At 73.1% G+C, this 25717-nt stretch carries 18 protein-coding genes and 1 pseudogene; 12 read left to right on the forward strand and 7 right to left on the reverse strand.

All coding sequences use genetic code 11. The annotated features are described in order from the left end of the window. Positions 1-12: 12 nt before the first annotated feature. Complete coding sequence (locus SAM23877_RS25600; RefSeq protein WP_053137804.1) at positions 13-729, reverse strand: glycerophosphodiester phosphodiesterase; 717 nt, start codon at positions 727-729, stop codon at positions 13-15. Between the two features lie 14 nt (positions 730-743). After that, positions 744-1805: an adenosine deaminase gene (locus tag SAM23877_RS25605; protein ID WP_053137807.1), complete on the reverse strand. Its 1062-nt coding sequence runs from the start codon at positions 1803-1805 to the stop codon at positions 744-746. Between the two features lie 156 nt (positions 1806-1961). Here SAM23877_RS25605 and SAM23877_RS25610 point away from each other — a divergent pair, with 156 nt between their 5' ends. Continuing rightward, on the forward strand, positions 1962-2636 hold the full coding sequence (locus SAM23877_RS25610) for a DUF4190 domain-containing protein (protein ID WP_053137810.1): 675 nt from the start codon (positions 1962-1964) through the stop codon (positions 2634-2636). A gap of 360 nt (positions 2637-2996) precedes the next feature. On the opposite strand, the gene SAM23877_RS25615 is transcribed toward SAM23877_RS25610, so the two are convergent. Beyond that, positions 2997-3593: a riboflavin biosynthesis intermediates N-glycosidase gene (locus SAM23877_RS25615; RefSeq protein ID WP_162492129.1), complete on the reverse strand. Its 597-nt coding sequence runs from the start codon at positions 3591-3593 to the stop codon at positions 2997-2999. A gap of 203 nt (positions 3594-3796) precedes the next feature. Here SAM23877_RS25615 and SAM23877_RS25620 point away from each other — a divergent pair, with 203 nt between their 5' ends. The 8 genes from SAM23877_RS25620 to SAM23877_RS25655 all read left to right on the forward strand — a co-directional run bounded on the left by SAM23877_RS25620 (position 3797) and on the right by SAM23877_RS25655 (position 13502). After that, a complete protein-coding gene (locus tag SAM23877_RS25620; RefSeq protein WP_053137816.1) occupies positions 3797-5332 on the forward strand; it encodes a gamma-aminobutyraldehyde dehydrogenase in 1536 nt (511 codons plus the stop codon). Between the two features lie 54 nt (positions 5333-5386). Further along, positions 5387-6634: a polyamine ABC transporter substrate-binding protein gene (locus SAM23877_RS25625; protein WP_053137819.1), complete on the forward strand. Its 1248-nt coding sequence runs from the start codon at positions 5387-5389 to the stop codon at positions 6632-6634. Further along, positions 6634-7821 (forward strand): ABC transporter ATP-binding protein, encoded by a 1188-nt coding sequence (locus tag SAM23877_RS25630; protein WP_053137822.1) that lies wholly within the window; start codon positions 6634-6636, stop codon positions 7819-7821. Before SAM23877_RS25625 ends, SAM23877_RS25630 begins: the two co-directional genes overlap by 1 nt. Continuing rightward, the gene (locus SAM23877_RS25635; RefSeq protein WP_053137826.1) at positions 7821-8750 is read left to right on the forward strand and encodes an ABC transporter permease; all 930 of its coding nucleotides are present in this window, start codon (positions 7821-7823) and stop codon (positions 8748-8750) included. The genes SAM23877_RS25630 and SAM23877_RS25635 overlap by 1 nt, the downstream gene beginning before the upstream one ends. Beyond that, the gene (locus SAM23877_RS25640) at positions 8751-9551 is read left to right on the forward strand and encodes an ABC transporter permease (RefSeq protein WP_053137829.1); all 801 of its coding nucleotides are present in this window, start codon (positions 8751-8753) and stop codon (positions 9549-9551) included. 35 nt (positions 9552-9586) lie between these two features. Next, positions 9587-11014: an NAD(P)/FAD-dependent oxidoreductase gene (locus SAM23877_RS25645; protein ID WP_053137832.1), complete on the forward strand. Its 1428-nt coding sequence runs from the start codon at positions 9587-9589 to the stop codon at positions 11012-11014. 130 nt (positions 11015-11144) lie between these two features. Continuing rightward, on the forward strand, positions 11145-11603 hold the full coding sequence (locus SAM23877_RS25650) for a hypothetical protein (RefSeq protein WP_053137834.1): 459 nt from the start codon (positions 11145-11147) through the stop codon (positions 11601-11603). Positions 11604-11690: 87 nt separating this feature from the next. Next, on the forward strand, positions 11691-13502 hold the full coding sequence (locus SAM23877_RS25655; RefSeq protein WP_053137837.1) for a chitinase: 1812 nt from the start codon (positions 11691-11693) through the stop codon (positions 13500-13502). Here SAM23877_RS25655 and SAM23877_RS25660 read toward each other — a convergent pair. Together SAM23877_RS25660 and gabT are read right to left on the reverse strand one after the other, a co-directional pair. Then, entirely contained in the window at positions 13441-14130 is a 690-nt protein-coding gene (locus SAM23877_RS25660; RefSeq protein WP_053137841.1) for a phosphatase PAP2 family protein, read from the reverse strand. The genes SAM23877_RS25655 and SAM23877_RS25660 overlap by 62 nt on opposite strands. Before the next feature lie 578 nt (positions 14131-14708). Continuing rightward, entirely contained in the window at positions 14709-16043 is a 1335-nt protein-coding gene (gene gabT, locus SAM23877_RS25665; RefSeq protein WP_053137844.1) for a 4-aminobutyrate--2-oxoglutarate transaminase, read from the reverse strand. A gap of 255 nt (positions 16044-16298) precedes the next feature. Between gabT and SAM23877_RS25670 the strand changes: the two genes are divergently transcribed. The 3 genes from SAM23877_RS25670 to SAM23877_RS25680 all read left to right on the forward strand — a co-directional run bounded on the left by SAM23877_RS25670 (position 16299) and on the right by SAM23877_RS25680 (position 21973). After that, positions 16299-18422, forward strand: coding sequence for an ATP-binding protein (locus tag SAM23877_RS25670; protein WP_079030427.1), 2124 nt, complete (start codon positions 16299-16301; stop codon positions 18420-18422). A 154-nt stretch (positions 18423-18576) separates the two neighbouring features. Continuing rightward, a complete protein-coding gene (locus SAM23877_RS25675; protein ID WP_053137850.1) occupies positions 18577-20280 on the forward strand; it encodes a PucR family transcriptional regulator in 1704 nt (567 codons plus the stop codon). A gap of 247 nt (positions 20281-20527) precedes the next feature. After that, a complete protein-coding gene (locus SAM23877_RS25680) occupies positions 20528-21973 on the forward strand; it encodes an aldehyde dehydrogenase family protein (protein WP_053137853.1) in 1446 nt (481 codons plus the stop codon). A gap of 188 nt (positions 21974-22161) precedes the next feature. Here SAM23877_RS25680 and SAM23877_RS41400 read toward each other — a convergent pair. After that, positions 22162-22422 (reverse strand): annotated as a pseudogene (locus tag SAM23877_RS41400) (glycosyltransferase); the annotation flags it as partial. Positions 22423-22646: 224 nt separating this feature from the next. Continuing rightward, positions 22647-25547, reverse strand: a complete 2901-nt coding sequence (locus SAM23877_RS25690) for a glycoside hydrolase family 3 C-terminal domain-containing protein (RefSeq protein WP_053137859.1) — start codon at positions 25545-25547, stop codon at positions 22647-22649. Positions 25548-25717: the final 170 nt, after the last annotated feature.

Consider the following 25717-nt stretch of genomic DNA (forward strand, 5'->3'; position numbering starts at 1 on the left):
CGTGGGGCCGCCCTACGGGTGCGGACCGGCGACGGCACCGGCGCGGTCGCGCAGGGCGCACAGCACGTCGATGCGGTTCGTGGTGATCGAGTCGACGCTCAGCGCGATCAGCCTGCGCAGGGAGCGCCGGGTGTCGGGCGTCCACACGGACAGCAGGCAGCCGTCGCCGTGCACGCGCTCGGCCAGCGCCCGGTCCACCAGGCCGAAGCGGTAGTTGAGCCACCGCGGCCGGACCGCCGCGAGCAGCGCGGGCCGGGGCGGCGCGGCCGTCGTCCAGGTCATGGCGATCTCGGCGGTGGGGTCGGCGGCGCGCACGGCGAGCATGGCCGAGGGGCCCGCGGTGTAGTACACGCGGTCCTCGGCCCCGCACTCGCGGACGACGTCCACGACGCGGCGCACCGCCCGTTCGTCCGGACCGCCCGGCAGGTCGAGCATCAGCCGGGCGCCCCCGGTCGCGGCGAGCGCCTCCGCGAGCGTCGGCACCCCGCCCGCCGTCAGTCCCCGTACCTCCTCGGCGGTGAGCGAGCGCAGCGGCCGGTCGTGCCGCCACAGCCGTTTCAGCGTCTCGTCGTGCAGCAGCACGGGCACGCCGTCCCGGGTGAGGCGTACGTCGGTCTCGACGGCGTCGGCGCCGCGGTCGAGCGCCGAGCGCAGGGAGCCGATCGTGTTCTCGCGGTGCCGGTACGGGTCGCCGCGGTGTGCCACGGCGGTCACGCGCAGGGGGTTCATGACGGCGAGACCTCTCAGGAGGCGAGCCAGGCGGCGGTGTACGTGTCGATCTCGTCCCTGATCCCCGCCTTGCCCGGCACGTCCAGGAACGACGCCTCGACCGCGTTCTTCGCCAGGTCGGCGAGGCCCCGCTCGTCGAGGTCGAGGAGCCGTGCGGCGACCGCGTACTCGTTGTTGAGGTCGGTGCCGAACATCGGCGGGTCGTCGGAGTTGATGGTCACCAGGACACCGGCGCGCGTGAACTCCTTGATCGGGTGCTCGTCCAGGGTGCGCACCGCGCGGGTGGCGATGTTCGAGGTCGGGCACACCTCCAGCGGGATGCGCCGTTCGGCGAGGTGGGCCAGCAGCTTCGGGTCCTGTGCGGAACTGGTGCCGTGCCCGATGCGCTCGGCGCGCAGCTCGGTCAGGGCGTCCCACACCGTCTGCGGGCCGGTGGTCTCGCCGGCGTGCGGCACCGAGTGCAGCCCGGCGGCGATCGCCCGGTCGAAGTACGGCTTGAACTGCGGCCGTCCGACGCCGATCTCGGGTCCGCCCAGCCCGAAGGAGACGAGGCCCTCCGGCCGCACCCGGTCGTCGGTGGCGAGCCGCGTCGTCTCCTCCGCCGCCTCCAGCCCGGCCTCGCCGGGAATGTCGAAGCACCAGCGCAGCACGGTCCCGAACTCGGCCTCGGCGGCCTTGCGGGCGTCCTCGATGGCGTCCATGAAGGCGCCCTCGTCGATGCCGCGCCGGGTGGAGGAGTACGGGGTGATGGTCAGTTCGGCGTACCGGACCTGCTGGCGGGCCATGTCCCGGGCCACCTCGTACGTCAGCAGCCGCACGTCCTCCGGGGTGCGGATCAGGTCGACGACGGACAGGTACACGTCGATGAAGTGCGCGAAGTCCGTGAACTGGAAGTAGTCGACCAGTGCCTCGGGGTCGGTGGGGACCTTCGAGTCGGGGTGGCGCGCGGCGAGTTCGGAGACGATCCGCGGGGAGGCGGAGCCGACGTGGTGGACGTGCAGTTCGGCCTTGGGCAGTCCGGCGATGAAGGCGTGCAGGTCGCGCGGGACGGCGGGGTCGACGAGGCGCTCGGTCAAGGGTTCCTCCCCACAACGGCGTTCCGTCCGCGCGGGGCGGTGGCGGGACGCGGGTGATCGGCTGATCGGTGGTGCGGGGATCATCGTAGGCCGGTCTCACGCCGTGCGGCCCGGGACCGTAGCATGACGGGCACGATCGACCCAGGGGGACACGAGATGACCGACGCGACACAGCCGGGCGGGGACGCGAACGGCGCCCGTGACCCTTGGGCGCCACCGGAGAGCGGGCCGTCCCTGGACAAGGGCCGGGACGCCGCGACGGCGCCCCCGCAGCAGCCCGCCGGGCCCGCCACCGGTGGCGCACCGCCCTGGCAGCCGCCGCCGTCCGTGCACGACCAGGCCACGGTCGTCTCGATGCCCGCGGCCGGATTTCCCCCGCCCGACGGCGCGGTGCCGCCCCCGCCCGTCGCGCCGGGCGGTCCGGGGTACCCAGGGGGGTACGGCTACCCGGCTTACCCCCAGGGCTACGGCTGGCCCGGGGCCCCGATGCCGCCGCAGAACGGCATGGGCACCGCCGCGATGGTGCTGGGCATCCTGGCCTGCTGCATGTTCTGCGCGTACGGCGTGGTCTCGCTGGTGCTCGGCATCCTCGCCGTGGTCTTCGGGGTCAAGGGGCGGCGCAGGGCCGAGCGCGGCGAGGCCAACAACCACGGGCAGGCCCAGGCCGGCTTCATCATGGGGATCATCGGCATCGTCCTCGGCATCGCCGTGATGGCCGTGATCGCCGTCGCGATCGTCGCCGCGATCAACGACGACTCGGAGTACGAGGACCCCTACTACGGCGCCCCGCGTCCGGCGGCGGTCTCCGTGGCCGCGCAGCCCCAGGGCTGACGACGCCGGCGCCCGCGAGGCGGATCCCACGGGCGCCGGCCGGTTCGCCACGAGCGCGAGCCGACGCCGCGCGACCGCCGTCCGGCGGTCTTCGTGCCGTCGCTTCGGCCCAGGGCGCCGGTCGGCTCCGCGCGGCGGGTGCGTCCCCGGTGTCGGCGGATCGTTCGCGGGGCGGGCGCGTCCCCGGTGTCGGCGGATCGTTCGCGGGGCGGGCGCGTCCCCGGTGTCGGCCGACGTTCGCGCGGTTGCTCCTGCCCGGTGTCGGCCGGTCTTCGCGCCGCTTCACCCCGGGGTCGGCCGGTCTTCGCGTCACTTCACCCGGTGTCGGCCGGTCTTCGCGTCGTCGCCTCGTCCCCGGTGTCAGCCGGTCTCGCGCAGCCGCTTCCGCGCCGCCATCAGCGCGAACCCCAGCAGATTCGCCCCCCGCCACCGCTCCGGGTCCGTCGCCGCCTCGTCGTCCGCGGCCAGGCCGATGCCCCACACCCGGTCCACGGGGCTGGCCTCCACCAGCACACGCTCACCCGTGTCCAGCAGGAACGCGCGCAGCGCCGGGTCCGAGGCGAACTTGTGCACGCTGCCCTCCACGACGATTCGGAACCGCTCCCGCTCCCACACCGCCTCGTCGAAGCCGCGCACCAGTCGCCCGGCCTTCTTGGCCTCGGCGGGATGCCCCGCGGCCACCGCCCGGCGCTCGGCCTCGGTGTCCTCGAAGAGCCGGGCCTTGCCCGCCATCATCCAGTGCTCGGCCGTCGCGTACTCCACCCCGGCCACGGTGAACGGCGACGGCCACCACTGGCTCAGACAGCTCGCCCCGATCCGGCCGTCCGGACGCGGCCGGTGCCCCCAGAAGCAGAGATACCTGGTCCTCTCGCCCGCCCGGACCCGCCTGAGCAGCGCTTCCCTGCTGTCGATGCTCTCCACCGCCTCGCGGCCCCCCGCCCCCGTAGCCCTCTCCATACACGCGAGTCTGGCACGCGCCACTGACAGTCCGTCCGTCCTTTTCCGTGGCGACTCGACACCTGGTCGACAGATTCCGTCGCGTAACCAAATGGCAACAACGGAATCACTTGTTGGAGGCCTAGTGCTCTGTCAGGATCGGCACTCACATCGAGCCTGAGCCACGCCGGTCCCCGTCACAGGGGAGACCGAGGAGAGCCGACATGCACAACCCGGGCAACGCCACCCCGGACCGATTCCCGGCCCAGGACCGCTTCGCGGACGGGGCCCAGTACATCGCGGGCCGTCTGACGAAGGGCACCTCCGGACGCACGCACACCGTCGTCGACCCGGCGACCGGTGAGGACGTGCTGACCTACGACCTGGCCGGTCCCGAGGACGTCGACGCGGCCGTGGCCGCCGCACGGGAGGCGTTCCCCGGCTGGGCGGCCGCCACCCCGGGTGAGCGCTCCGACGCCCTGCACCGGTTCTCCGCGGTGCTCGCCGAGCGCGCCGAGGAGTTCGCCCGCGCGGAGTCCCTCCAGTGCGGGAAGCCGCTGAAGCTGACCCGTGAGTTCGACGTACCGGGCACGATCGACAACGCGGCCTTCTTCGCCGGCGCCGCCCGGCACCTCCAGGGCCAGTCGGCGGGGGAGTACTCCGGCGACCACACCTCGTACGTGCGGCGCGAGCCGATCGGCGTCGTGGGCTCCGTCGCGCCCTGGAACTACCCCCTCCAGATGGCCGCCTGGAAGATCCTCCCGGCGATCGCCGCGGGCAACACCGTCGTGCTGAAGCCCGCCGAGATCACCCCGCTGACCTCCCTGATGTTCGCCCAGGCCGCCACCGAGGCCGGCATCCCGGACGGTGTGATCAACATCGTCAGCGGCACCGGACGGGAGGCCGGTGAGCACCTCGTCGGGCACCCGGACGTGGCGATGACCTCCTTCACCGGTTCCACCGCGGTCGGCCGGCGCGTCGCCGAGGTCGCCACCGCCACCGTCAAGCGCCTGCACCTGGAGCTCGGCGGCAAGGCGCCCTTCCTCGTCTTCGACGACGCCGACCTGGACGCCGCCGTCCACGGCGCGGTCGCGGGCGCCCTCATCAACACCGGCCAGGACTGCACCGCCGCCACCCGCGCGTACGTGCAGCGGCCCCTGTACGAGGCGTTCGTCGAGAAGACCGCCGCCCTCATGGACACCGTCCGCGTCGGCGACCCCTTCGCCCCCGGCACCGACCTCGGCCCCCTGGTCAGCCACGTCCAGCGGGACCGCGTCGCCAGCTTCGTCGAACGGTCCCGCTCCTACGCGCGCGTGGTGTGCGGCGGCGAGGCACCGCGGGGAGACCTGGAGGACGGCGCCTACTACCGGCCCACCCTGATCGCCGACGCGGCCCAGGACAGTGAGGTGGTCCAGTCCGAGATCTTCGGGCCGGTCCTGGTCGTCCTGCCCTTCGACACCGACGACGAGGGCATCCGGCTCGCCAACGACACCCCGTACGGGCTCGCCGCCTCCGCCTGGAGCCGGGACGTGTACCGGGCCAACCGGGCCACCCGCGAGATCAAGGCGGGCTGTGTGTGGATCAACGACCACATCCCGATCATCAGCGAGATGCCGCACGGCGGATACAAGGCGTCCGGCTTCGGCAAGGACATGTCCGCCTACTCCTTCGAGGAGTACACGCAGGTCAAGCACGTCATGTTCGACAACACCGCGGTGGCGGCCAAGGACTGGCACCGCACCGTCTTTGGGGACCGATAGCCATCACGCCAGGCCGCCGACCACGGCCGACCACCCGAAAGGGCAACCACGCGCATGGAGCAGTACGAGCCCGACCGCCTGTCCCCGGCCCGAGCGGCCGCCATGCGGCGCAGTTTCACCAGCGGCAGGGCCGCCCTCACCCGCCGCTCACTGCTGCGCGCCTCCACGGGCGGCGCGCTGGCGGTCGGCGGCCTCGGGGCGCTGAGCGCCTGCGGCATCCCCCCGGCCGGCAAGAGCGAGGGCGGCCTCTCCTCCGAGGACCGGTCCGAGGCGGAGAAGGAGGTCTCCTTCTCCAACTGGACCGAGTACATGGACGTCGACGACGGCGGCGAACGGCACCCGACGCTGGACGCGTTCACCGAACGCACCGGCGTCAGGGTCAGGTACACCGAGGACATCAACGACAACAACGAGTTCTTCGGCAAGATCCAGCCGCAGCTGGCCGCGGGCCAGGAGACCGGCCGCGACATCATCGTCCTCACCGACTGGCTGGCCGCCCGCCTGATCCGCCTCGGCTGGGTCCAGAAGCTGGACCCGTCCCACCTGCCGCACGCCTTCGCCAACCTGTCCCCGCAGTTCCGCGACCCGGACTGGGACCCCGGCCGTGCCTACTCCTACCCCTGGCAGGGCATCTCGACCGTCATCGCCTACAACAAGAAGGCGCTGGACGGCGTCGAGGTGAGGACGGTCTCCGACCTCCTCGACAACCCGAAGCTCAAGGGCCGCGTCGGCTTCCTGACCGAGATGCGCGACACCGTCGGGATGGTGCTGCTCGACATGGGCAAGGACCCGGGGCGCTTCACCGACGACGACTACGACGCCGCGATCGCCCGCCTCCAGAAGGGCGTCGACCGCGGCCAGATCCGCCGCTTCACGGGCAACGACTACACGTCCGACATCAGCAAGGGCGACTTCGCGGCCTGCCTGGCCTGGGCCGGCGACGTCGTCCAGCTCAAGGCGGACAACCCGGACGTCGACTTCCTCATCCCGGACAGCGGATACATCACGTCCAGCGACAACATGCTGGTCCCCAACAAGGCCCGGCACAAGACCAACGCCGAGCGGCTCATCGACTACTACTACGAGCCGGGACCGGCCGCGCAGCTCGCCGCCTACATCAACTACGTCTGTCCCGTGGACGGCGTCAAGGACGAGCTCGCGAAGATCGACGAGGACGCGGCGAACAACCCGCTGATCCTCCCCGACAAGGCCATGCAGGCGAAGTCCCGTGCCTTCCGCTCCCTGAGCCCGAAGGAAGAGACCGCCTACGAAGAGAAGTTCGCGAAGCTCACTGGGGCGTGATGACGACGATGAAGACGCAGACAGACGCGACGGAGCACGGCGGGGACGTCCGCCTCTCCGGCATCAGCAAGACCTACGGCTCCTTCACCGCCGTGCACCCGCTCGACCTGACCGTGCCGCAGGGCTCCTTCTTCGCCCTGCTCGGCGCCTCCGGCTGCGGCAAGACCACCACCCTGCGCATGATCGCGGGACTGGAGGAGCCGAGCGCCGGCACCGTCCACCTCGGCGACCAGGACGTGACCGCGCTCCCGCCGTACAAGCGGCCGGTGAACACGGTCTTCCAGTCCTACGCCCTCTTCCCGCACCTCGACATCTTCGAGAACGTCGCCTTCGGCCTGCGCCGACGCGGCATCAAGAGCGTGAAGAAGCAGGTCGAGGAGATGCTGGACCTCGTCCAGCTCGGTGAGCAGGCGCGCAAGAAGCCGCACCAGCTCTCCGGCGGCCAGCAGCAGCGCGTCGCGGTCGCCCGCGCCCTGATCAACCACCCCAAGGTGCTGCTCCTCGACGAACCGCTCGGCGCGCTCGACCTCAAGCTGCGCCGCCAGATGCAGCTGGAGCTCAAGCGCATCCAGACCGAGGTCGGCATCACCTTCGTGCACGTCACGCACGACCAGGAGGAGGCCATGACCATGGCCGACCAGGTCGCCGTGATGAACGGAGGACGGGTCGAGCAGCTCGGCGCTCCCGCCGACCTCTACGAGAACCCGCGGACCACCTTCGTGGCCAACTTCCTCGGCACCTCCAACCTCGTCGAGGCCGAGGTCGACGGCCGCAGCGGCGACGACGTCGTGGTGCGGGCGGCCGGCGACAAGCTGGTCCTGCCCGCCGACCGCTGTTCCGCGCCGGCCCGGGCCGGCGGCAAGGTACTGGTGGGCGTGCGCCCGGAGAAGATCAGCCTCACCCACGCCGACGAGGCCGGGTCCATACCCGAGGGACGCAACCGCATCACCGGCAGGATCAGCGGCACCAGCTTCATCGGCGTCTCCACGCAGTACGTCGTGGACTGCGCGGCCTGCCCCGAGTTCGAGGTCTACGCCCAGAACATCGACCGCGACGCCCGGCTGGTACCCGGCGCCGAGGTCGTCCTGCACTGGAACCCGGCGCACACCTTCGGCCTGGACGCCGACCAGTCCGTGCTCGCGGGGACGACGGGCGACGCGGACGTGACCGAGGGCGAGGCCGCCTGATGTCCACCCTCACCGAGGCACCGCCACCGCTCTCCCCGCCCGCACCGCGGAAGAGGCCCCCGCGCAAGCGGGGCCGCTGGACGCCGTACTGGCTGCTGCTGCCCGGCATCCTGTGGCTCGTCGTGTTCTTCGCGGCGCCGATGATCTACCAGGCCTCCACGTCCGTGCAGACGGGCTCGCTGGAGGAGGGCTACAAGGTCACCTGGCACTTCGTGACCTACTGGGACGCGCTGTCCGAGTACTGGCCCCAGTTCCTGCGCTCGGTCGCCTACGCGGCCTCCGCCACCGTGCTCTGCCTGCTGCTGGGCTATCCGCTCGCCTACCTGATCGCCTTCCGGGCGGGCCGCTGGCGGAACCTGATCATGATCCTGGTGATCGCCCCGTTCTTCACCAGCTTCCTGATCCGCACCCTGGCCTGGAAGACGATCCTCGCGGACGGCGGCCCGGTCGTCGGCGTGCTGAACACGCTGCACGTCCTGGACGTCACCAGCTGGCTCGGCTGGACGGCCGGCGACCGCGTCCTGGCCACGCCGCTCGCGGTGGTCTGCGGTCTGACGTACAACTTCCTGCCGTTCATGATCCTTCCGCTGTACACGTCACTGGAGCGCATCGACGGCCGGCTGCACGAAGCCGCGGGGGATCTGTACGCGAAACCGTCGACGGTGTTCCGGAAGGTCACCTTCCCGCTGTCGATGCCCGGTGTCGTCTCCGGGACGCTGCTCACCTTCATCCCGGCGACCGGCGACTACGTCAACGCGTCCCTGCTGGGCTCGGCCGACACCGGCATGATCGGCAACGTGATCCAGTCCCAGTTCCTGCGGGTGCTGGACTATCCGACGGCGGCGGCGCTCTCCTTCATCCTGATGGCCGCGATTCTCGCCATGGTGACCGTCTACATCCGAAAGTCCGGCACGGAGGATCTGGTCTGAATGGCCTTCGTCAACTGGTTCAAGCGCAATCTGGTCGTCATAGCGGGCCTCTTCACGCTCGCTTATCTCCTGCTGCCCAACCTCATTGTCACGGTCTTCTCCTTCAACAAGCCGAACGGGCGCTTCAACTACGAGTGGCAGCAGTTCTCCACGGACGCCTGGAAGGATCCGTGCGGCGTCGCGGGACTGTGCGGCTCCCTCTCGCTGAGTCTCCAGATCGCCTTCTGGGCGATGCTCGGCGCCACCGCGCTGGGCACCGCGATCGCCTTCGCGCTGGTCCGCTACCGCTTCCGCGCGCGCGGCGCCATCAACTCGCTGATCTTCCTGCCGATGGCGATGCCCGAGGTCGTGATGGCCGCCTCGCTGCTCACCCTGTTCCTCAACATGGGTGCTCAGCTGGGCTTCTGGACGGTGCTCATCGCCCACATCATGTTCTGTCTCAGCTTCGTCGTGACGGCCGTCAAGGCACGCGTGCTGTCGATGGACCCGAGGCTGGAGCAGGCGGCGCAGGACCTCTACGCCGGACCCGTCCAGACCTTCGTCCGGGTCACGCTGCCCATCGCCGCCCCCGGAATCGCCGCCGGCGCGCTGCTCGCCTTCGCGCTCTCCTTCGACGATTTCATCATCACCAATTTCAACGCGGGTTCCACCGTCACCTTCCCCATGTTCGTCTGGGGATCGGCCCAGCGCGGAACGCCCGTTCAGATCAACGTCGTCGGTACGGCCATGTTCGTCATCGCCGTACTCTTCGTCCTGACCTCCATGGTCATCGGCAGCCGCCGAAAGCGCCGCACGGCGTAATGCACTGAGCACCGCATTCGTAGGGAGTTGAAATCATGGCCCCGAGCGCCATGAGCCGCAGCAACGACTGGACGAAATCCCTCTCCGACGCCCAGCCGGTCCCGTACTGGCTGGACGACCCCGGCCGCCCCCGCCCCCGGCCCGCCCTCACCGGCCCCGAGAGCTGCGACCTGCTGGTCGTCGGCGGCGGCTACAGCGGACTGTGGACCGCGCTGATCGCCAAGGAGCGCGACCCGGGGCGGGACGTGGTGCTGCTGGAGGGCCGCGAGGTGGGCTGGGCCGCCTCGGGCCGCAACGGAGGGTTCTGCGCCGCCTCCCTCACCCACGGCCTGGCCAACGGCCTCACCCGCTGGCCGGACGAGATCCACCGGCTGGAGGAGCTGGGCGCCCGCAACCTCGACGCGATCGAGGCGGCGGTCGCCCGCCACTCCCTCGACTGCGACTTCGAACGCACCGGCGAGATCGACGTCGCGACCGAGGAGTACCAGGCCCGGGAGCTCAGGGAGTGGTACGAGGAGATCCGCGACAAGGGCCTCGCCGACGGTGTCGAGTACCTGGACGCCGAGGCCGTCAGGGCGCAGGTCGACTCACCCACGTTCCGGGCGGGACTGCACGACCGCCGGGGCGTGGCCATGCTCGACCCCGCCAAGCTCGTCTGGGGCCTCAAGCGGGCCTGCCTGGAACTCGGCGTCCGCGTCTACGAGAACACCCCGGCGCTCACCCTGAGGCCCCTGGGCGCCGGTATGGCCGTGCGCACCCCCTACGGCGGGGTCCGTGCCCGCGCGGTCGCGCTCGGCACCAACGTCTTCCCGAACCTGGTCAAGCGGGTGCGCTCGTACACCGTCCCGGTCTACGACTACGCCCTGATGACCGAGCCGCTGACCGCCGCGCAACTGGCCTCGATCGGCTGGAAGAACCGGCAGGGCCTCGGCGACAGCGCCAACCAGTTCCACTACTTCCGCCTCTCCGCCGACAACCGGATCCTGTGGGGCGGCTACGACGCGATCTACCCGTACGGCGGCCGGGTGCGCGCCGAGTACGACGACCGCCCGGAGACCTACGCCAAGCTGGCCGGGCACTTCTTCACGTGCTTCCCGCAGTTGGAGGGCGTCCGCTTCACGCACGCCTGGGGCGGCGCGATCGACACCTGCTCGCGCTTCTCGGCGTTCTTCGGCACCGCCCACCAGGGCAAGGTGGCCTACGCGGCCGGGTACACCGGCCTCGGCGTCGGGGCCACCCGGTTCGGCGCCGAGGTGATGCTCGACCTGCTCGCGGGGGAGCGCACCGAGCGCACCGAACTGGAGATGGTGCGCAGGAAGCCGCTGCCGTTCCCGCCCGAGCCCTTCGCCTGGACCGGGATCGCGCTCACCAAGTGGTCGCTGGCCCGCGCCGACGCGCACGGCGGGCGGCGCAACCTCTGGCTGCGGACGATGGACCGGCTGGGGCTCGGCTTCGACAGCTAGCCCGGCCGCGCCACCGCCCGTGTGACCCGGTTCACCTGAACGAGTCGCCGCGACCCGCGTAATGCCCGCCGGGGGACCTCCCTCTCCCTCGTGACGCACCCGCGTCCACGAGCGAGAGGGAGGTCTTCACATGCCTGGTGCGAAGACGGCGGTCGCGTGGCTGGCATCCGTCGCACCGGATCCGGAGTCCTGTCGGCGGGAATGGGAGCGCAACCCCCTGGGGGTCGCGCTGCTGCCCGCCGGCAAGGCCTGGGACGTGCTCATCCTGCCGAGCAGGCTCGGCTATCCGACCCTCGACGTGCTCACCCGCGTCCTGGACCGGCCCGGCCCGGTGCTCGCCGACTTCGGCGACGCGCGCACGGGCTTCTTCGTGCCGGCCGGCACCGCGGCCCGCTGGGTGGGCACCGGCGTCCGGACGGCCGGGCTCGGCACCTGGATCGTGGTGCCGTACCCGGGGGGTCCGTCGTCCGGCGGAACCCGCTGGCTCGTCCCGCCCGACGGGGCGGGCACCCTCACCGATCCCGCGCTCCTCGAGCTGGCGATGCACGAGGCGGCGGCGGCTCTGGCGGGGGAGGAGGGCGGAGGGTGAGCGACGGCGGGGGTTGACAAGCGAATTGGTCTGGACCAAGTTGGGCGCGCTCCACCCTCCCCATCTCCCCCATGTCCGGAGGCACTTGTGGAACGCTCCAGACCTCGCGCCCGTCGCACCCTCGTCACGCTGCTCACCGCCGCGGCACTCGCCGCGTCCGGCACGACCGCGCTCTCGTCGGCCGCCCGTGCGGCCGACGCGGACCTCGCGAGGAACGGCGGCTTCGAGACCGGTCTGGACGGCTGGACCTGCACGGCGGGCGCGACCGTGAGCTCACCCGTGCGCAGCGGCGCCGCCGCCCTGAGGGCCACCCCGGCCGGCGCCGACAACGCCCGCTGCGCGCAGACGGTGACCGTGAAGCCGGACTCCTCGTACACGCTGACCGGCCACGTCCGCGGCGCCTACGTGTACCTCGGCGCGAGCGGCACCGGCACCACCGACGTCTCCGCCTGGGCCCAGTCGGCCCCCGACTGGCAGCGGCTGACGACCACCTTCCGCACCGGTCCGTCCACCACGCGGGTCACGATCTACACCCACGGCTGGTACGGCACCGGCGCCTACCACGCCGACGACATCTCGCTGACCGGCCCGGCCGGCGAGACGGGCGGGCCCCCGGCGGCCCCCGGCGGTCTGACGGCCGGCTCCGTCACCTCCTCCGGCGTCGACCTGTCCTGGTCACCCGTCCCGGGCGCCATGGGCTACGCCGTCTACCGCGACGGCACCAGGGTCCGCACCGTCACCGGCACCTCCACCACCCTCACCGGCCTGACCCCCTCGACCGCCTACGCCTTCCAGGTCGCCGCGGTCAACGACGCGGGCGAGTCCGCGCGGTCGGCCACGGTCACGGCGACCACCACGGCGGGCCCGGGCGGCGGCGGTTCCGGCCTCCCGGCCCACGCCCTGGTCGGCTACCTGCACGCGAGTTTCGCCAACGGCTCCGGCTACACGCGCATGGCCGACGTGCCCGACAGCTGGGACGTCATCGACCTGGCCTTCGGCGAGCCGACCTCGGTGACCTCCGGCGACATCCGCTTCGAGCGCTGCCCGGTCACGGAGTGCCCGAACGTGGAGAGCGACGCCGAGTTCAAGGCCGCGATCAAGGCCAAGCAGGCGGCCGGCAAGAAGGTCCTGATCTCCATCGGCGGCCAGAACGGGCAGGTGCGGCTCACCACCGCCGCGGCCCGCGACACCTTCGTCTCCTCCGTCTCGAAGATCATCGACGAGTACGGCCTCGACGGCCTCGACATCGACTTCGAGGGCCACTCCCTGTCCCTGAACGCCGACGACACCGACTTCCGGAACCCGAAGACGCCGGTGATCGTCCACCTGATCTCCGCGCTGAAGACCCTCAAGGCCAGGTACGGCGAGGACTTCGTCCTGACGATGGCCCCGGAGACCTTCTTCGTCCAGCTCGGCCACCAGTACTACGGCACGGGCAAGTGGGGCGGCCAGGACCCGCGCGCCGGTGCCTACCTGCCGGTCATCCACGCCCTGCGCGACGACCTGACCCTGCTGCACGTCCAGGACTACAACTCGGGCCCGATCATGGGCCTCGACAACCAGTACCACTCCATGGGCGGCGCCGACTTCCACATCGCCATGACGGACATGCTGCTCACCGGCTTCCCGGTCGCGGGCGACGCCGGCAAGGTCTTCCCGCCGCTGCGCGCGGACCAGGTCGCGATCGGCATGCCGGCCTCGACCAGCGCCGGCAACGGCCACGTCTCGCCGGCCGAGGTCACCAAGGCCCTGAACTGCCTGACCCGGAAGACCGACTGCGGCTCGTACGCGACCCACGGCACCTGGCCGGCCCTGCGCGGCCTGATGACGTGGTCGATCAACTGGGACCGCTACGCGAACTGGGAGTTCCAGAAGAACTTCGACGCGTACTTCGGGTGACCGGGCGCCGGGCCCGGTCCGCCGCCCGGCACACCCCGGCCAGCAGCACCGCCCCCAGGCACCAGCTGGCCAGCACGTCCAGCGGCCAGTGGTAGCCCCGGCGCACCAGCCCGTAGGAGGCACCGAGCACGAGGAGCATGCAGCAGGCGACGAGCACGCGGCGGACGGCCGGCGAACGCAGCAGCCCGAGGAGGAGCAGCGTCGCCGCGCCGTACGCGACGACCGCGGTGGCGGTGTGTCCCGAGGGGTAGTAGCCGACGGCCACAGGCACGGCCGGGGTCCCGGGGCGGTCGGTCCACTCCTTCAGCGGGGCCACCAGCGCCGGCACCAGGACCATCGCCAGGGCCCCGGCGAGGGGCGGCAGCCACCAGCGGTCCCGGCCCCCGGCCCGCCCCCGCCACGCGACGTACGCGAGGGCGAGGGCGAGGACGGGAAGGGCCACCTGCACGTTGCCCAGGTCGGCCAGCAGCTCGGAGAGCCGGTCGGGGTGGATCAGCGCCCTGCTCAGCCGCTCGTCCACCCCGACCAGCGGGCCGTCGGCGAGGACCTGCCAGGTGATCAGCGCGAACAGGAGGACGGACAGCCCGACGAGGGCGGTGAGCGGGCGGCGACGGGAGGAGACCGGCATGAGGCCCAGCTTCGCAGGCCCCCGGGAGGCGGAGGCGATCGCCCGTGGAAACCCGCCCGGCGCGGACGCTCCGGGTCCGGGAGGCGCGCGATCCGATGGCCCGCATCACCGTGGAGCGGCCCGACGACCGGGGCGGCCGTGGGAACACCGAAGGGCCGGCGCAAGGGGGGGAGTGTGCCGGCCCTTCGGTGAACCGCCGTCCCGGGTGCCGGGGCGGCCGTCCTGACCGGAACGCCGCGCGCCCCGGGGGGTTTGGGGCGGGCGACCGTCCGATCGTGAGGAGACCCGGAACCCGTGGGCTCCGGTGGTGTGCGCGAGGCACGACCAGGTCGAAGCTGGGGAGGCCTCGTCCTGAGATCCCGCCCACAGTCCCCTGTGGGCGGGGTGTATCTCTCATCTGCGTAGAACCTACGACAGGGGGTGGGCTCAGGACAGGGTCATCGGCGTCCTGCCATCCACCCCGCACACCTTCTTCACACGCTCTGCGGCTCGCCCCGTCAGGCGTGCGAAACGCAGCTCAGATGCGCGTTCGGGCGCTCGCTCACCTGGCCGCTCGCCCCGTCCCCTCGCGGGCTCGCTCAGACGCGGGCGAAGCCCTGCTCGATGATGTCGAGGCCCTCGTTCAGCAGGTCCTCGCCGATGACCAGCGGGGGCAGGAAGCGCAGCACGTTGCCGTAGGTGCCACAGGTCAGGACCAGCAGGCCCTCGGCGTGACAGGCCTTGGCGAGCGCGGCGGTCGCCTCCGGGTTCGGCTCCTTGGTGGCGCGGTCCTTGACCAGCTCGACGGCGATCATCGCGCCGCGGCCCCGTACGTCGCCGATGATGTCGAACTTCTCGGCCATGGCGGTGAGGCGGGACTTCATGAGCGCCTCGATGTTCTTCGCCCTGGCGTTGAGGTCCAGCTCCTTCATCGTCTCGATGGCGCCGAGCGCACCCGCGCAGGCCACCGGGTTGCCGCCGTAGGTGCCGCCGAGGCCGCCGGAGTGCGCGGCGTCCATGATCTCGGCGCGGCCGGTGACCGCCGCGAGCGGCAGACCGCCGGCGATGCCCTTGGCCGTCGTGATCAGGTCCGGGACGATGCCCTCGTCCTCGCAGGCGAACCACTGGCCGGTGCGGCAGAAGCCGGACTGGATCTCGTCGGCGACGAAGACGATGCCGTTGTCCCGGGCGAACTCGCTGATGGCGGGCAGGAAGCCCTTGGCCGGCTCGATGAAGCCGCCCTCGCCGAGCACCGGCTCGATGATGATCGCGGCCACGTTCTCCGCACCGACCTGCTTGCTGATCTGGTCGATGGCCTGGGCGGCGGCCTCCGGACCGGCGTTCTCCGGGCCGGTCGGCCAGCGGTAGCCGTAGGCGACCGGCACGCGGTACACCTCGGGCGCGAAGGGACCGAAGCCGTGCTTGTACGGCATGTTCTTCGCGGTCAGCGCCATGGTCAGGTTGGTGCGGCCGTGGTAGCCGTGGTCGAAGACGACGACCGCCTGGCGCTTGGTGTGGGCGCGGGCGATCTTCACCGCGTTCTCGACGGCCTCGGCGCCGCTGTTGAACAGGGCCGACTTCTTGGCGTGGTCGCCCGGGGTCAGTTCCGCGAGCGCCTCGGCGACGGCGACGTAGCCCTCGTACGGCGTCACCATGAAGCAGGTGTGGGTGAAGTCGGCGAGCTGTGCGGAGGCCTTGCGCACCACGGCCTCGGCGGAGGCGCCGACGGAGGTCACGGCGATGCCGGAACCGAAGTCGATCAGGCGGTTGCCGTCGACGTCCTCGATGATGCCGCCGCCCGCGCGCGCGGTGAAGACGGGCAGGACGGAGCCCACACCCTGCGCGACCACGGCCGTGCGGCGGGCCTGCAGCTCCTGCGACTTCGGGCCGGGGATGGCGGTGACGACGCGGCGCTCCTGCGGAAGTGCGGTCATGGGGGCTCCTGGGTCTTGCGGAGGTGACGGACGCTTGCCTTCTTTTCTCGCAGGCTAGGACCGGGACGGGGGAGCGGGCATGCTCCATGTGGGCGTGTCCCGGCGTGTCGGTTGTCCGTGGTGGACAGGTGGTCCGCGCGGCGGCATCCGGACAGTCGACGCGAGCGCGGGCGCGTAAGCGGTGAACTCCCCCTGGGAGGGCGTTAGATTGGCTCGCTGATGGTGGACGGAGCGGCTGGTCAGGGGGCAAGGGCGATGGACAGCGACGGGATGCGGGACGCACGGGGTACGCATGCGAATCCTGTGCCGCGCCCGGCGGGGCCACCCGAGGTGCCGTCGGTGCCGCCGCGCCCCCCGGCGCCGCCCGGGGCGCCGCCCCTGCCGGACGGCTCCGCGTTCGTGACGTGGCTGCGGACCCCCCGTCCCGAGGCGCTGCCCGGCGTGTGGCGCTTCGGGCACCGGCCGCGGTCGGCGCAGGAGCCGGAGCAGATGCCCAGCAGGCAGCTGCTCACCGGGGCGCTGATCGCGTTCCTCGTCGGGTGGCTCATCTGGTCGCTGCTGGCCAACGGCTACCTGGGCGGCTGGTGGATCCTCCCCCTGGAACTGCTCACCCCGGACTCGTGGCGCACCAGCGACAGCCAGATCGTCAACCTCGTCGTCTGGGACGGCTACACCCTGCTCGTCGTGCTCGCGATCATGGTCGGGGTCGGGCGGCTGGGCCGCTGGGACGAGGTCTGGCGCCGTTTCGTGAAGCCGCGGCTGCGGCGCCCCGAGCCGCGCGAGCCGCAGCCGGTGACCGAGGAGGACCCCGTCGGCTGGCCCGCGCTGCGCGCGGCCGGTGCCCACGACGCCGCCGAGCGGCTCGCCGGCGAGGCCCGCCAGGGTCTCATGCGGGACGTCGACCACGCCCGCATCACCCGCGCGTGGCAGGGCGTCCTGGGCGGCCGGCACAGCCTCGCCTCCTTCACCGGCGCGGTGCTCAGCCACGGGGCCGGCGCCTGCCCGCACCCCTCCGGCGCCCGCGACCTGCCCGTCCGGCAGGCCCGGCACGACCTGGTCACCGGGCAGGTGCGGCTCGGTACGACCGCCGACGACGCCCGCAACCCCTACGCCTACCGGGGCACCGGCCTGGCCCTCGACCCCGACCTGCTCGGCACCTCCCTGCTCGCCGTGGGACCGGCGGGCTCCGGCAAGACCGGCAGCGTCGTGCGACCGCTCACCGAGTCGCTGTGCCTGCACGCGCTGGCCGGACGGGCCGCGGTCGTCGTGGTCGGCGCCGCGGGCGCGCACCTCGGCCCGGCCGACGCCTACGACGTCGTCGTGCGCGTCGGTCACCCGGACTCGGTGTACGACCTCGACCTGTACGGCGGCACCACCGACCCCGACGAGGCCGCGGCCGTGCTCGCGGAAGCCCTGGTAGGAGACCTCACCGACGCGCACGCGGGCGGCGACACCCGTCGCTCCACCACCGTCCTCGCCCAGCTCCTCGGCCCCTTCCACGCGGTGCACGGACGCTTCCCCGGCGTACCGGAGCTGCGGCAGCTGCTCGACGGGACGCCCGGTCCGCTGGCCGCACTGCGCGAGGGGCTGCGGGCGGCCGGGCACGAGTCCCTGCTGCGCGAGCTGGACGCGCGCGAGCGGCAGATGGCGCACCCCGGGGACGTGGGCGGCGTGCTGGCCGACCGGGTGGCCCTGCTGGACCGGCCCGCCTTCGCCCCCTTCTTCGACACCTCGGGGCAGACCCGGCCGTTCTCGCTCAGGGCGCTCGACCACCCCGTACGGGTCCGCATCGACCTGCCCGAGCGCGGACACGCCGACGCCTCCCGCATGCTGGCGCGTCTGGTCCTCGCCCAGTTCACGGCGAGCGTCTCGGTGCGCGAGGACCGGTCGCTCTTCGCCTGCCTGGTGCTGGACGACGCGAGCGGCGTGATCACTCCGGAGGCGGTACGGGCCGTCCAGCGGCTGCGCTCGGCGGGCGCCGGTGTCGTCCTGACCCTGCGCACGCTGGACGACGTGCCGCGCCCGCTGCGCGGGCCGCTGCTCGGGTCCGTCGGGTGCCGGATGGCACTGGCCGGGCTCACCCCCTGGGACGGTCAGGACTTCGCCGCGGTGTGGGGCAAGGAGTGGACCGACGCCACGGACGTCACCGACCGGCAGATCATCGCCGAGACCCCGGCGGGCAAGGCCGTGCACATGCTGCGCCGGGTGATCACCGGCAAGGCGCCCACCGCGCGGGCGGTGACCGTGCGGCAGGTCGAACGGGAGCGCTGGTCCGCCTCCGAGCTGGCGCACGCGGTGCCCGCGGGGCACGCGGTGCTGTCGCTGACCTCGGTCAAGGGGGAGCACGCGCCGCCGCTCCTGGTGGACCTGCGCGGGTGATCCGGCGCGGGTGATCTGTCCGGAGCGGACGCCCGGGACCGTACAGTGAGGCAGAATCGACACAGGTCGTTCATACGCGGCGGCCAAAAGATCACGGTTGTCTCACACCTCAGGCACCTCCCGCACCGCACGCAGATCCGAAGGCCCAGGCCCCATGCCCCCCACGCTCGCCTCGCTCGTCCACCACTCCGCGCTCAAGCTGACCGTGCGCGCGGGGGAGGACCGCCTCGACGTGCCGGTGCGCTGGGCACACGTCAGCGAGCTCGCCGACCCCGTGCCCTACATGGAGGGCGGGGAGCTGCTCCTGATCACCGCGCTGAAGCTGGACGCCGAGGACCCCGCGGTGATGCACCGGTACGTGAAGCGCCTGGTGGGCGCCGGCGTGGTGGGGCTCGGTTTCGCCGTCGGGGTCAACTACGACGACATCCCCGAGCCGCTGGTCGCGGCGGCCCGGAAGGAGGGGCTGCCGCTGCTGGAGGTGCCGCGCCGCACCCCGTTCCTCGCCATCAGCAAGGCCGTGTCCGCCGCGATCGCCGCCGACCAGTACCGGGCGGTCACCGCGGGCTTCGCGGCCCAGCGGGAACTGACCCGGCAGGCCCTGACCGGCGGCCCCGAAGGGCTGCTGGCCGCACTCGCCACGCAGGTCGACGGCTGGGCGGCGCTGTACGACGCCTCGGGCGCCGTCGTCGCCGCGGCGCCCGACTGGGCGGGCCGCAGGGCCGCGCGGCTCACCGGGGACGTGCAGCGGCTGCGGGAGCGCCCCGCCCCGGCCTCCTCGGTCGTCGGCGGCGCCGGGGGCGCGGAGCACCCCGAGAACGCCGACCGGGTCGAACTCCACTCGCTCGGCACCTCCCGCCGGCCCCGCTCGGCCCTCGCCGTCGGCACCGCCGCCGCCCTCGGCACCGCCGAGCGCTACGCCGTCCACTCCGCCATCGCCCTGCTGACCCTCACCACGGAGCGCTCACGCTCCCTGCACGAGGCCGAACAGCGCATCGACGAGGCCGTGCTGCGCATGCTGCTGGCCGGCGAACCGGACCACGCGCGCACGGTCGCCGGGGACCTGTACGGCGGTCTGCTGGACGCGCCCTTCCGGATCGTCGTCGCCGAGTCGGCGTCCGCGTCCGCCGCGCGGGCGCACGCCGGCCCGCACGCGCGCGTGCCGGCCGCCCCGGCCAAGCCCTCCGCCGCCGCGCTGGCCGCCGCCGACACGGGCGGCGACCCGCTCGGCGCGCTCGCCGAGGTCGTGGAGTCGGCGGCGGCCCGGTCGGGCGAGGCGGTGCTCGTCGTCCCCGAGGGCGAGCGGCTGGTGGTGCTGGCCACGGACGGGGGCGCGGCCGTCGCCGCCTGCACCGAGTACGCCGCGGCGCTGGAGACCGCCCGCCCGGCGCCCGAGCCGAGGCCGGGCGGCGACGAGGAGGGCCTCGTCGTCGGCCTGTCGGCGCCCTCCGGGCCGATCGCCGCCTCCGCCGCGTACAAGCAGGCCGAGCAGGCCCTGTCGGTGGCCCGGCGGCGCGGACGGATCTGCGTGGAACACGAACACCTGGCGGCCGGATCGGTCCTGCCGCTCCTCGCCGACGACGCGGTACGCGCCTTCGCCGACGGCCTGCTGCGCGCCCTGCGGGACCACGACGCCACCGGCCGGGGCGACCTGGTGGCCTCCCTGCGCGCCTGGCTCTCCCGCCACGGCCAGTGGGACGCGGCGGCGGCCGACCTCGGCGTCCACCGCCACACCCTGCGCTACCGCATGCGCCGGGTGGAGGAGATCCTCGGCCGCTCCCTGGACGACCCGGACGTGCGGATGGAGCTCTGGCTCGCCCTGAAGGCGACGTCGACGGAGAACGGTCCGTCCGGGGGGTGAGGACGGGCCCGTTGAGGGCCGAAGCGGGGACCCGAGGGCGGCGGAGCCGGAGACGGGACGGGGCGGCGGGGACGAGAACCCTCCGGCCCGCCCGGCCCACCCCCGCGTCCACCTGGCCGCGGCGTCGAACAACCCGTCCCCACCACTACACCCCGGACAAACGCCCTCCGCCGACTCCCGCCCTACCGTGGACCCCGCACCCCCGTACACGTACACAGACCCCAACGCGGAAGGGCCGGGACTCGAGATGACTTCCACCCACGCCTTCTGGCTCGCCGGCCGCCAGGCCACCGGCGAGTCCGGCTTCGACGTCACGTCCCCCTGGGACGGCAGCCAGGTGGGCACGGTGAGCCTGCCGACCGACGCCCAGGTCGAGGAGGCCGTGGCCGCCGCGTACGCCGTACGGGACGAGTTCGCCGCCACCCCCGCCCACGTCCGCGCCGCCGCCCTGGACCACGTCTCCCGGCGGCTGGTCGAGCGCACCGAGGAGATCGCCCGCCTGATCTCCGCCGAGAACGGCAAGCCGATCAAGTGGGCCCGCGGCGAGGTGGGCCGCGCGGTGTCCGTCTTCCGCTTCGCGGCCGAGGAGGCCCGCCGCTTCAACGGCGGCGAGGCACAGCGCCTGGACACCGACGCCGGCGGCCAGGGACGGCTCGCTCTCACGCGTCGTTTCCCCAAGGGCGTCGTCCTCGGCATCGCGCCGTTCAACTTCCCGCTGAACCTGTGCGCGCACAAGATCGCCCCCGCGATCGCCGCCGGCGCGCCGATCATCCTCAAGCCGGCGCCGGCCACCCCCCTGTCCGGCCTGGTCCTCGGCGAGCTGCTCGCCGAGACCGAGCTGCCGGCCGGCTCCTGGAGCATCCTGCCGGTGCCCAACGACAAGATGCCCGCCCTCGTCCAGGACGAGCGCCTGCCGGTCATCTCCTTCACCGGCTCCGAGACGGTCGGTTACGCGATCATGGACTCGGTGCCCCGCAAGCACTGCACCCTGGAGCTGGGCGGCAACGGCGCGGCCGTCGTCCTCGGCGACTGGGCGAGCGACGAGGACCTGGACCGGGCCGCGGCCCGCATCGCGACCTTCTCCAACTACCAGGGCGGCCAGTCCTGCATCTCGGTGCAGCGCGTGATCGCCGACGCCGCCGTCTACGACCGCCTGCTGCCGCGCATCGTCGCCGCCGTCGAGGCCCAGGTCACCGGAGACCCGAACGACGACGCGACGGACGTCGGCCCGCTGGTCAGCGAGGCCGCCGCCGAGCGCGTGGAGTCCTGGGTCGACGAGGCCGTCGCCGCGGGCGCCACCCTGCACACCGGCGGCAAGCGCGACGGCGCCTCCTACGCGCCGACCGTCCTCACCGACCTCCCGGCCGGCACCACCCTCGCCTGCGAGGAGGTCTTCGGACCCGTCCTCAGCGTGCAGAAGGTGAACGGCGAGGCCGAGGCGTTCGAGGCGGTCAACGACTCGAAGTACGGCCTCCAGGCGGGTGTCTTCACCCACGACCTCCAGGCCGCCTTCCGCGCCCACCGCGCCCTGGAGGTCGGCGGCGTCGTCATCGGCGACGTGCCGTCCTACCGCGCGGACCAGATGCCGTACGGCGGCGCCAAGCAGTCCGGCGTGGGCCGCGAGGGCGTGCGGTTCGCGATGGACGACTACACCTACGAGCGGGTGCTGGTCCTGACGGGCCTCGCCCTCTGACCCACCCCGAGAAGGCCGACGGCCCGAGCCCACTGTGCGGGGGCTCGGGCCGCCGTCCGTCCGCCGTCGGCCCCGCCGCGGTACCCGAGTTCGTCCCGTCTCCGCGTGGTGCGGACGGAGTCCGTCCGCCGCCGTACCCGACCGCGTCTCACCCCCCCGCGCGGCGAGGACGGCGCCTCCTGGGCGAGCAGCAGGCCCCTCGGCGTCTCCCAGGAGTGGGCCCAGGACCACTCCGCACGCACCCGGTGGCGGCCCCTCGCGCCCATCTCGCGGGCGAGCGCGGGGTTCAGGAGGAGCCGGGTCAGCCGGTCCGCGGTCGCCGCCACCGAGCGGCCGTCGACGACATGGCCCGTCTCGCCTTCGAGCACGGCGTCCGGGGCGCCGCCCGAGTCCGCCACCAGCACCGGCAGTCCGGACGCGGCGGCCTCCCGGCAGACGATGCCCAGGCCTGCATACGTACCGACGGGCCACGGACGCGGCGGTTCGCGAAACCGGAACTGCGCGACCGGGCAGGCCGTCATCGTGGCCTACGAGACGGGCCTGGTCCGGGCGGGCGGGGACGGATCGCGCCCCTGAGGGTGGGGCCCCGTGGCGGACCCCCGGGTGACGAGACGGGGCCGGGCAGCGGCGGCCACCGCCGCCCGGCCCCCTCGTGCCGGCTTCCTCCGGACCCTCAGCCGGAGAAGCCGACGTGCGCGAGCCGCAGAGAGCCGCGCAGCCTGATGCGGAGGTCGTGCACGCCCTCGGCGGCCAGCGCGGCGCGCAGCTCCCCGTAGGCGTACGGTCCCGGGGCGGGCGCGTCCGGCGACAGCACCACCGGCGCCGCGCCGCCGTCGAGGGCGATCTCCACGGAGCCCTCGCCCGCCACGCTCACGGTCACCCCGGTGACCCCGGCGCCGAAGTCGCAGTCCCGGTACAGCAGTTCGCCCGTGCGCCCGGCCACGGGCGTCACCGCGTCACCCGCGGTCCTCGTCAGGTCGACGATCTCCGTGCCGCTCTGCTCGTCGAAGGCGACCGCCTCCAGCCCCCGTTCGCGCACCGGTCGCGGCGCCGCGGGCTCGCCGTCCAGGGGCACGGTCGCCGACAGGCGGACATCCTCGCAGGAGGCGCCCACCAGCAGGGCGTACGGTCCCGGCTCCAGCCGCCACCGGTCGTGCGCCACGTCCCAGAACGCGAGCGCGGACGACGGGACGTCGAAGGACACGTCCGCCGTGGCGCCCGGGGCGAGGGTGAGCCGGCGGTGGGCCAGCAGCTCGCGGCGCGGACGGGGGACCGACGGGGCCTCCGCACGCACGTAGAGCTGGGCCACCTCGTCAGCGGTGACGTCCCCGGTGTTGGTGACGGTGAAGGACACGGACACGGTCCCGGCCTCCGCCCGGGCCGACAGGTCCGCGTAGGCGAAGGAGGCGTACGACAGGCCGTGCCCGAAGGGGAACAGCGGGGTGCCCTCGAAGTACAGGTAGGTCTGGCGGCTGCCGATCACGTCGTAGTCGAGGAGACCGGGCAGGTCGGCGTCGTCCGCGTACCAGGTCTGAGGCAGCCGGCCGGCGGGGGACACGTCCCCGGCGAGGACCCGGGCCAGCGCGGTGCCGGCCGCCTGGCCGCCGTGCGCGGTCCACAGCACCGCGGGGAGCGCCTGGGCGTCGACCGCGTACGGGTAGGCGGACGTCAGCGCCAGCACCGTGGCCGGATTGGCGGCGCGGGCCGCGCGCAGCAGCCGCTCCTGGTGGGCGGGCAGGCGCAGCGTCGTACGATCCTCGGTCTCCCGGCCGTTGATGTGCGGGTCGTTGCCCGCCACCACCACGACCACGTCCGCCTGAGCCGCGGCCCGCGCCACCGCGTCCTCGCCGCGCTCGGTGACGACCAGCTCGAAGACCTCCGGGGCGTCGCCGGCCGAGGAGGCGTCCGGGGAGGCGTCCGAGGAGGCGTCCGGGGCGGCAACCTTCACGCCGTCGGCGGCGACACGGACGTGACCACCCGTTCCCGTGTGCCGCAGGAGGTGCCCGTCCCCGTGGGGTTCCAGACGGAAGGTCTCCTGCACGATCCAGCCGCCGGGCTGGTCGGCGGAGGCACGCACGAAGCCGTCCTCCGCGACGGACAGGTACCGGCCGTCGGGGGCGCGCAGGGTGAGCAGGCCCTCCCCCCAGTCCACGAGGGCGAGTTCGGTGCCGGTGGCGTCGGTGGTCAGCGGCGGCAGATCGGTGCGGCCGGCCAGCAGGGCCGGATCGAGCGCGCCCTCGGCGCCGGCCGCCCGGTCCGGTGCCCCGTCCGACGGGAGGACGTGCAGGAACGTACCGTCGGCGGTCCTCAGCCGGACCCGGTCCACCCCTTCCGCGAAGCTCACGCGTTCGGCGCCGAACCGCTCGTACAGGCCCTCCAGCGGGGTGGAGCGGTGGATGAGCGTGCCGCTGTACCAGTCGAGCTTGCACTCGTCGGCGAGCAGGCCGACGACGGCGACGCGGGTGTCGGGGGCCAGCGGCAGCACACCGTCGTTCTTCAGCAGGACGACGGCCTGCTCCGCCGCCTCCTGCGCGAGCGCCCGGTGCTCCGGCGTGTCGAAGGCCGCCGCGACGTCCTCGGCGGTGGTGACGGCGTGCGGGTCCTGCCCCGGGTCGAACTCGCCGAGCCGGAACCGGACGGACAGCTGCCGGCGCACGGCCGCGTCCACGTCGTCCTCGGTCACCAGGCCCCGCTCCAGGGCGCCGCGGACCCGCGCGACGATCTTCGAGGAGTCCGTGCCGTGGTCGGTGAAGCTGTCCACCCCGGCCCGCAGCGCGGCGGCGGTCGCCTCCTCGTGGGTGGCGAAGTAGTGCTCGGAGTCCACCAGGTTGGAGGGGGCGCCCGCGTCCGAGCAGACCAGGAGATCGTCCCGGGTCCAGGCGCGCAGGTGCCGGCCGAGGTACGGGGAGACGTGGTTGGGGCGGCCGTTGACCAGGTTGTAGGCCGGCATCACCCCGGCCACCGCGCCCGCCTCGACCGTCTCGCGGAAGGCGCGCAGGTCGTACTCGTTGAGGACGCGCGGGCGGACGGACGCCGAGGACGTGTCCCGGTCGGTCTCGTTGTTGTGCGCGAGCCAGTGCTTGAGGACGGGTGCCGTGCGCCAGTACGTCGGATGTCCGCCGCGCAGGCCGCGGGTGTAGGCGGTGGCGATGGCGGAGGTGAGCTTCGGGTCCTCGGAGTAGCCCTCCTCGTTGCGGCCCCACAGGGGGTGGCGCAGCAGGTTGACCGTCGGGGACCAGACGTTGAGGCCGACGCGCTCGTCGCGGGCGCGCATCGCCCTGGCCTCCCTGGACACCGCCTCGCCGACCCGGCGCACCAGATCCTCGTTCCAGGTCGCGCCGAGGCCCACGGCCTGCGGGAACACGGTCGCCGGCCCCATCCAGGCGACGCCGTGCAGGGCCTCCTGGCCGGTGCGGAAGGCGGCGACGCCGAGCCGTTCGACGGCGGGCGCGAACTGGTGCAGGAACGCGGTCTTCTCGTCGAGCGTGAGCCGCGACAGCAGGTCGTCGACGCGCTTCGGGAACGACAGGCGCGGATCACGGAACGGAGGCGCGGGTGGCGTGGATGCGGTCACGTGGGGATCCCTTTGCGGTGGAGCGGCCGGACGCTTTCGAAGCGCTTCGATGCTCAGTCGTCGCGGGGTCGGGTGTCAAGACACTTCCGCGCACCGCCTCCGACTTCTCGCCGCAACCTGGGTGACACATGAGGCGGTTCGGCCGGTCTCGTCCCGCACGCACCTCCGAG

Source organism: Streptomyces ambofaciens ATCC 23877, assembly GCF_001267885.1.
Lineage (GTDB): Bacteria > Actinomycetota > Actinomycetes > Streptomycetales > Streptomycetaceae > Streptomyces > Streptomyces ambofaciens.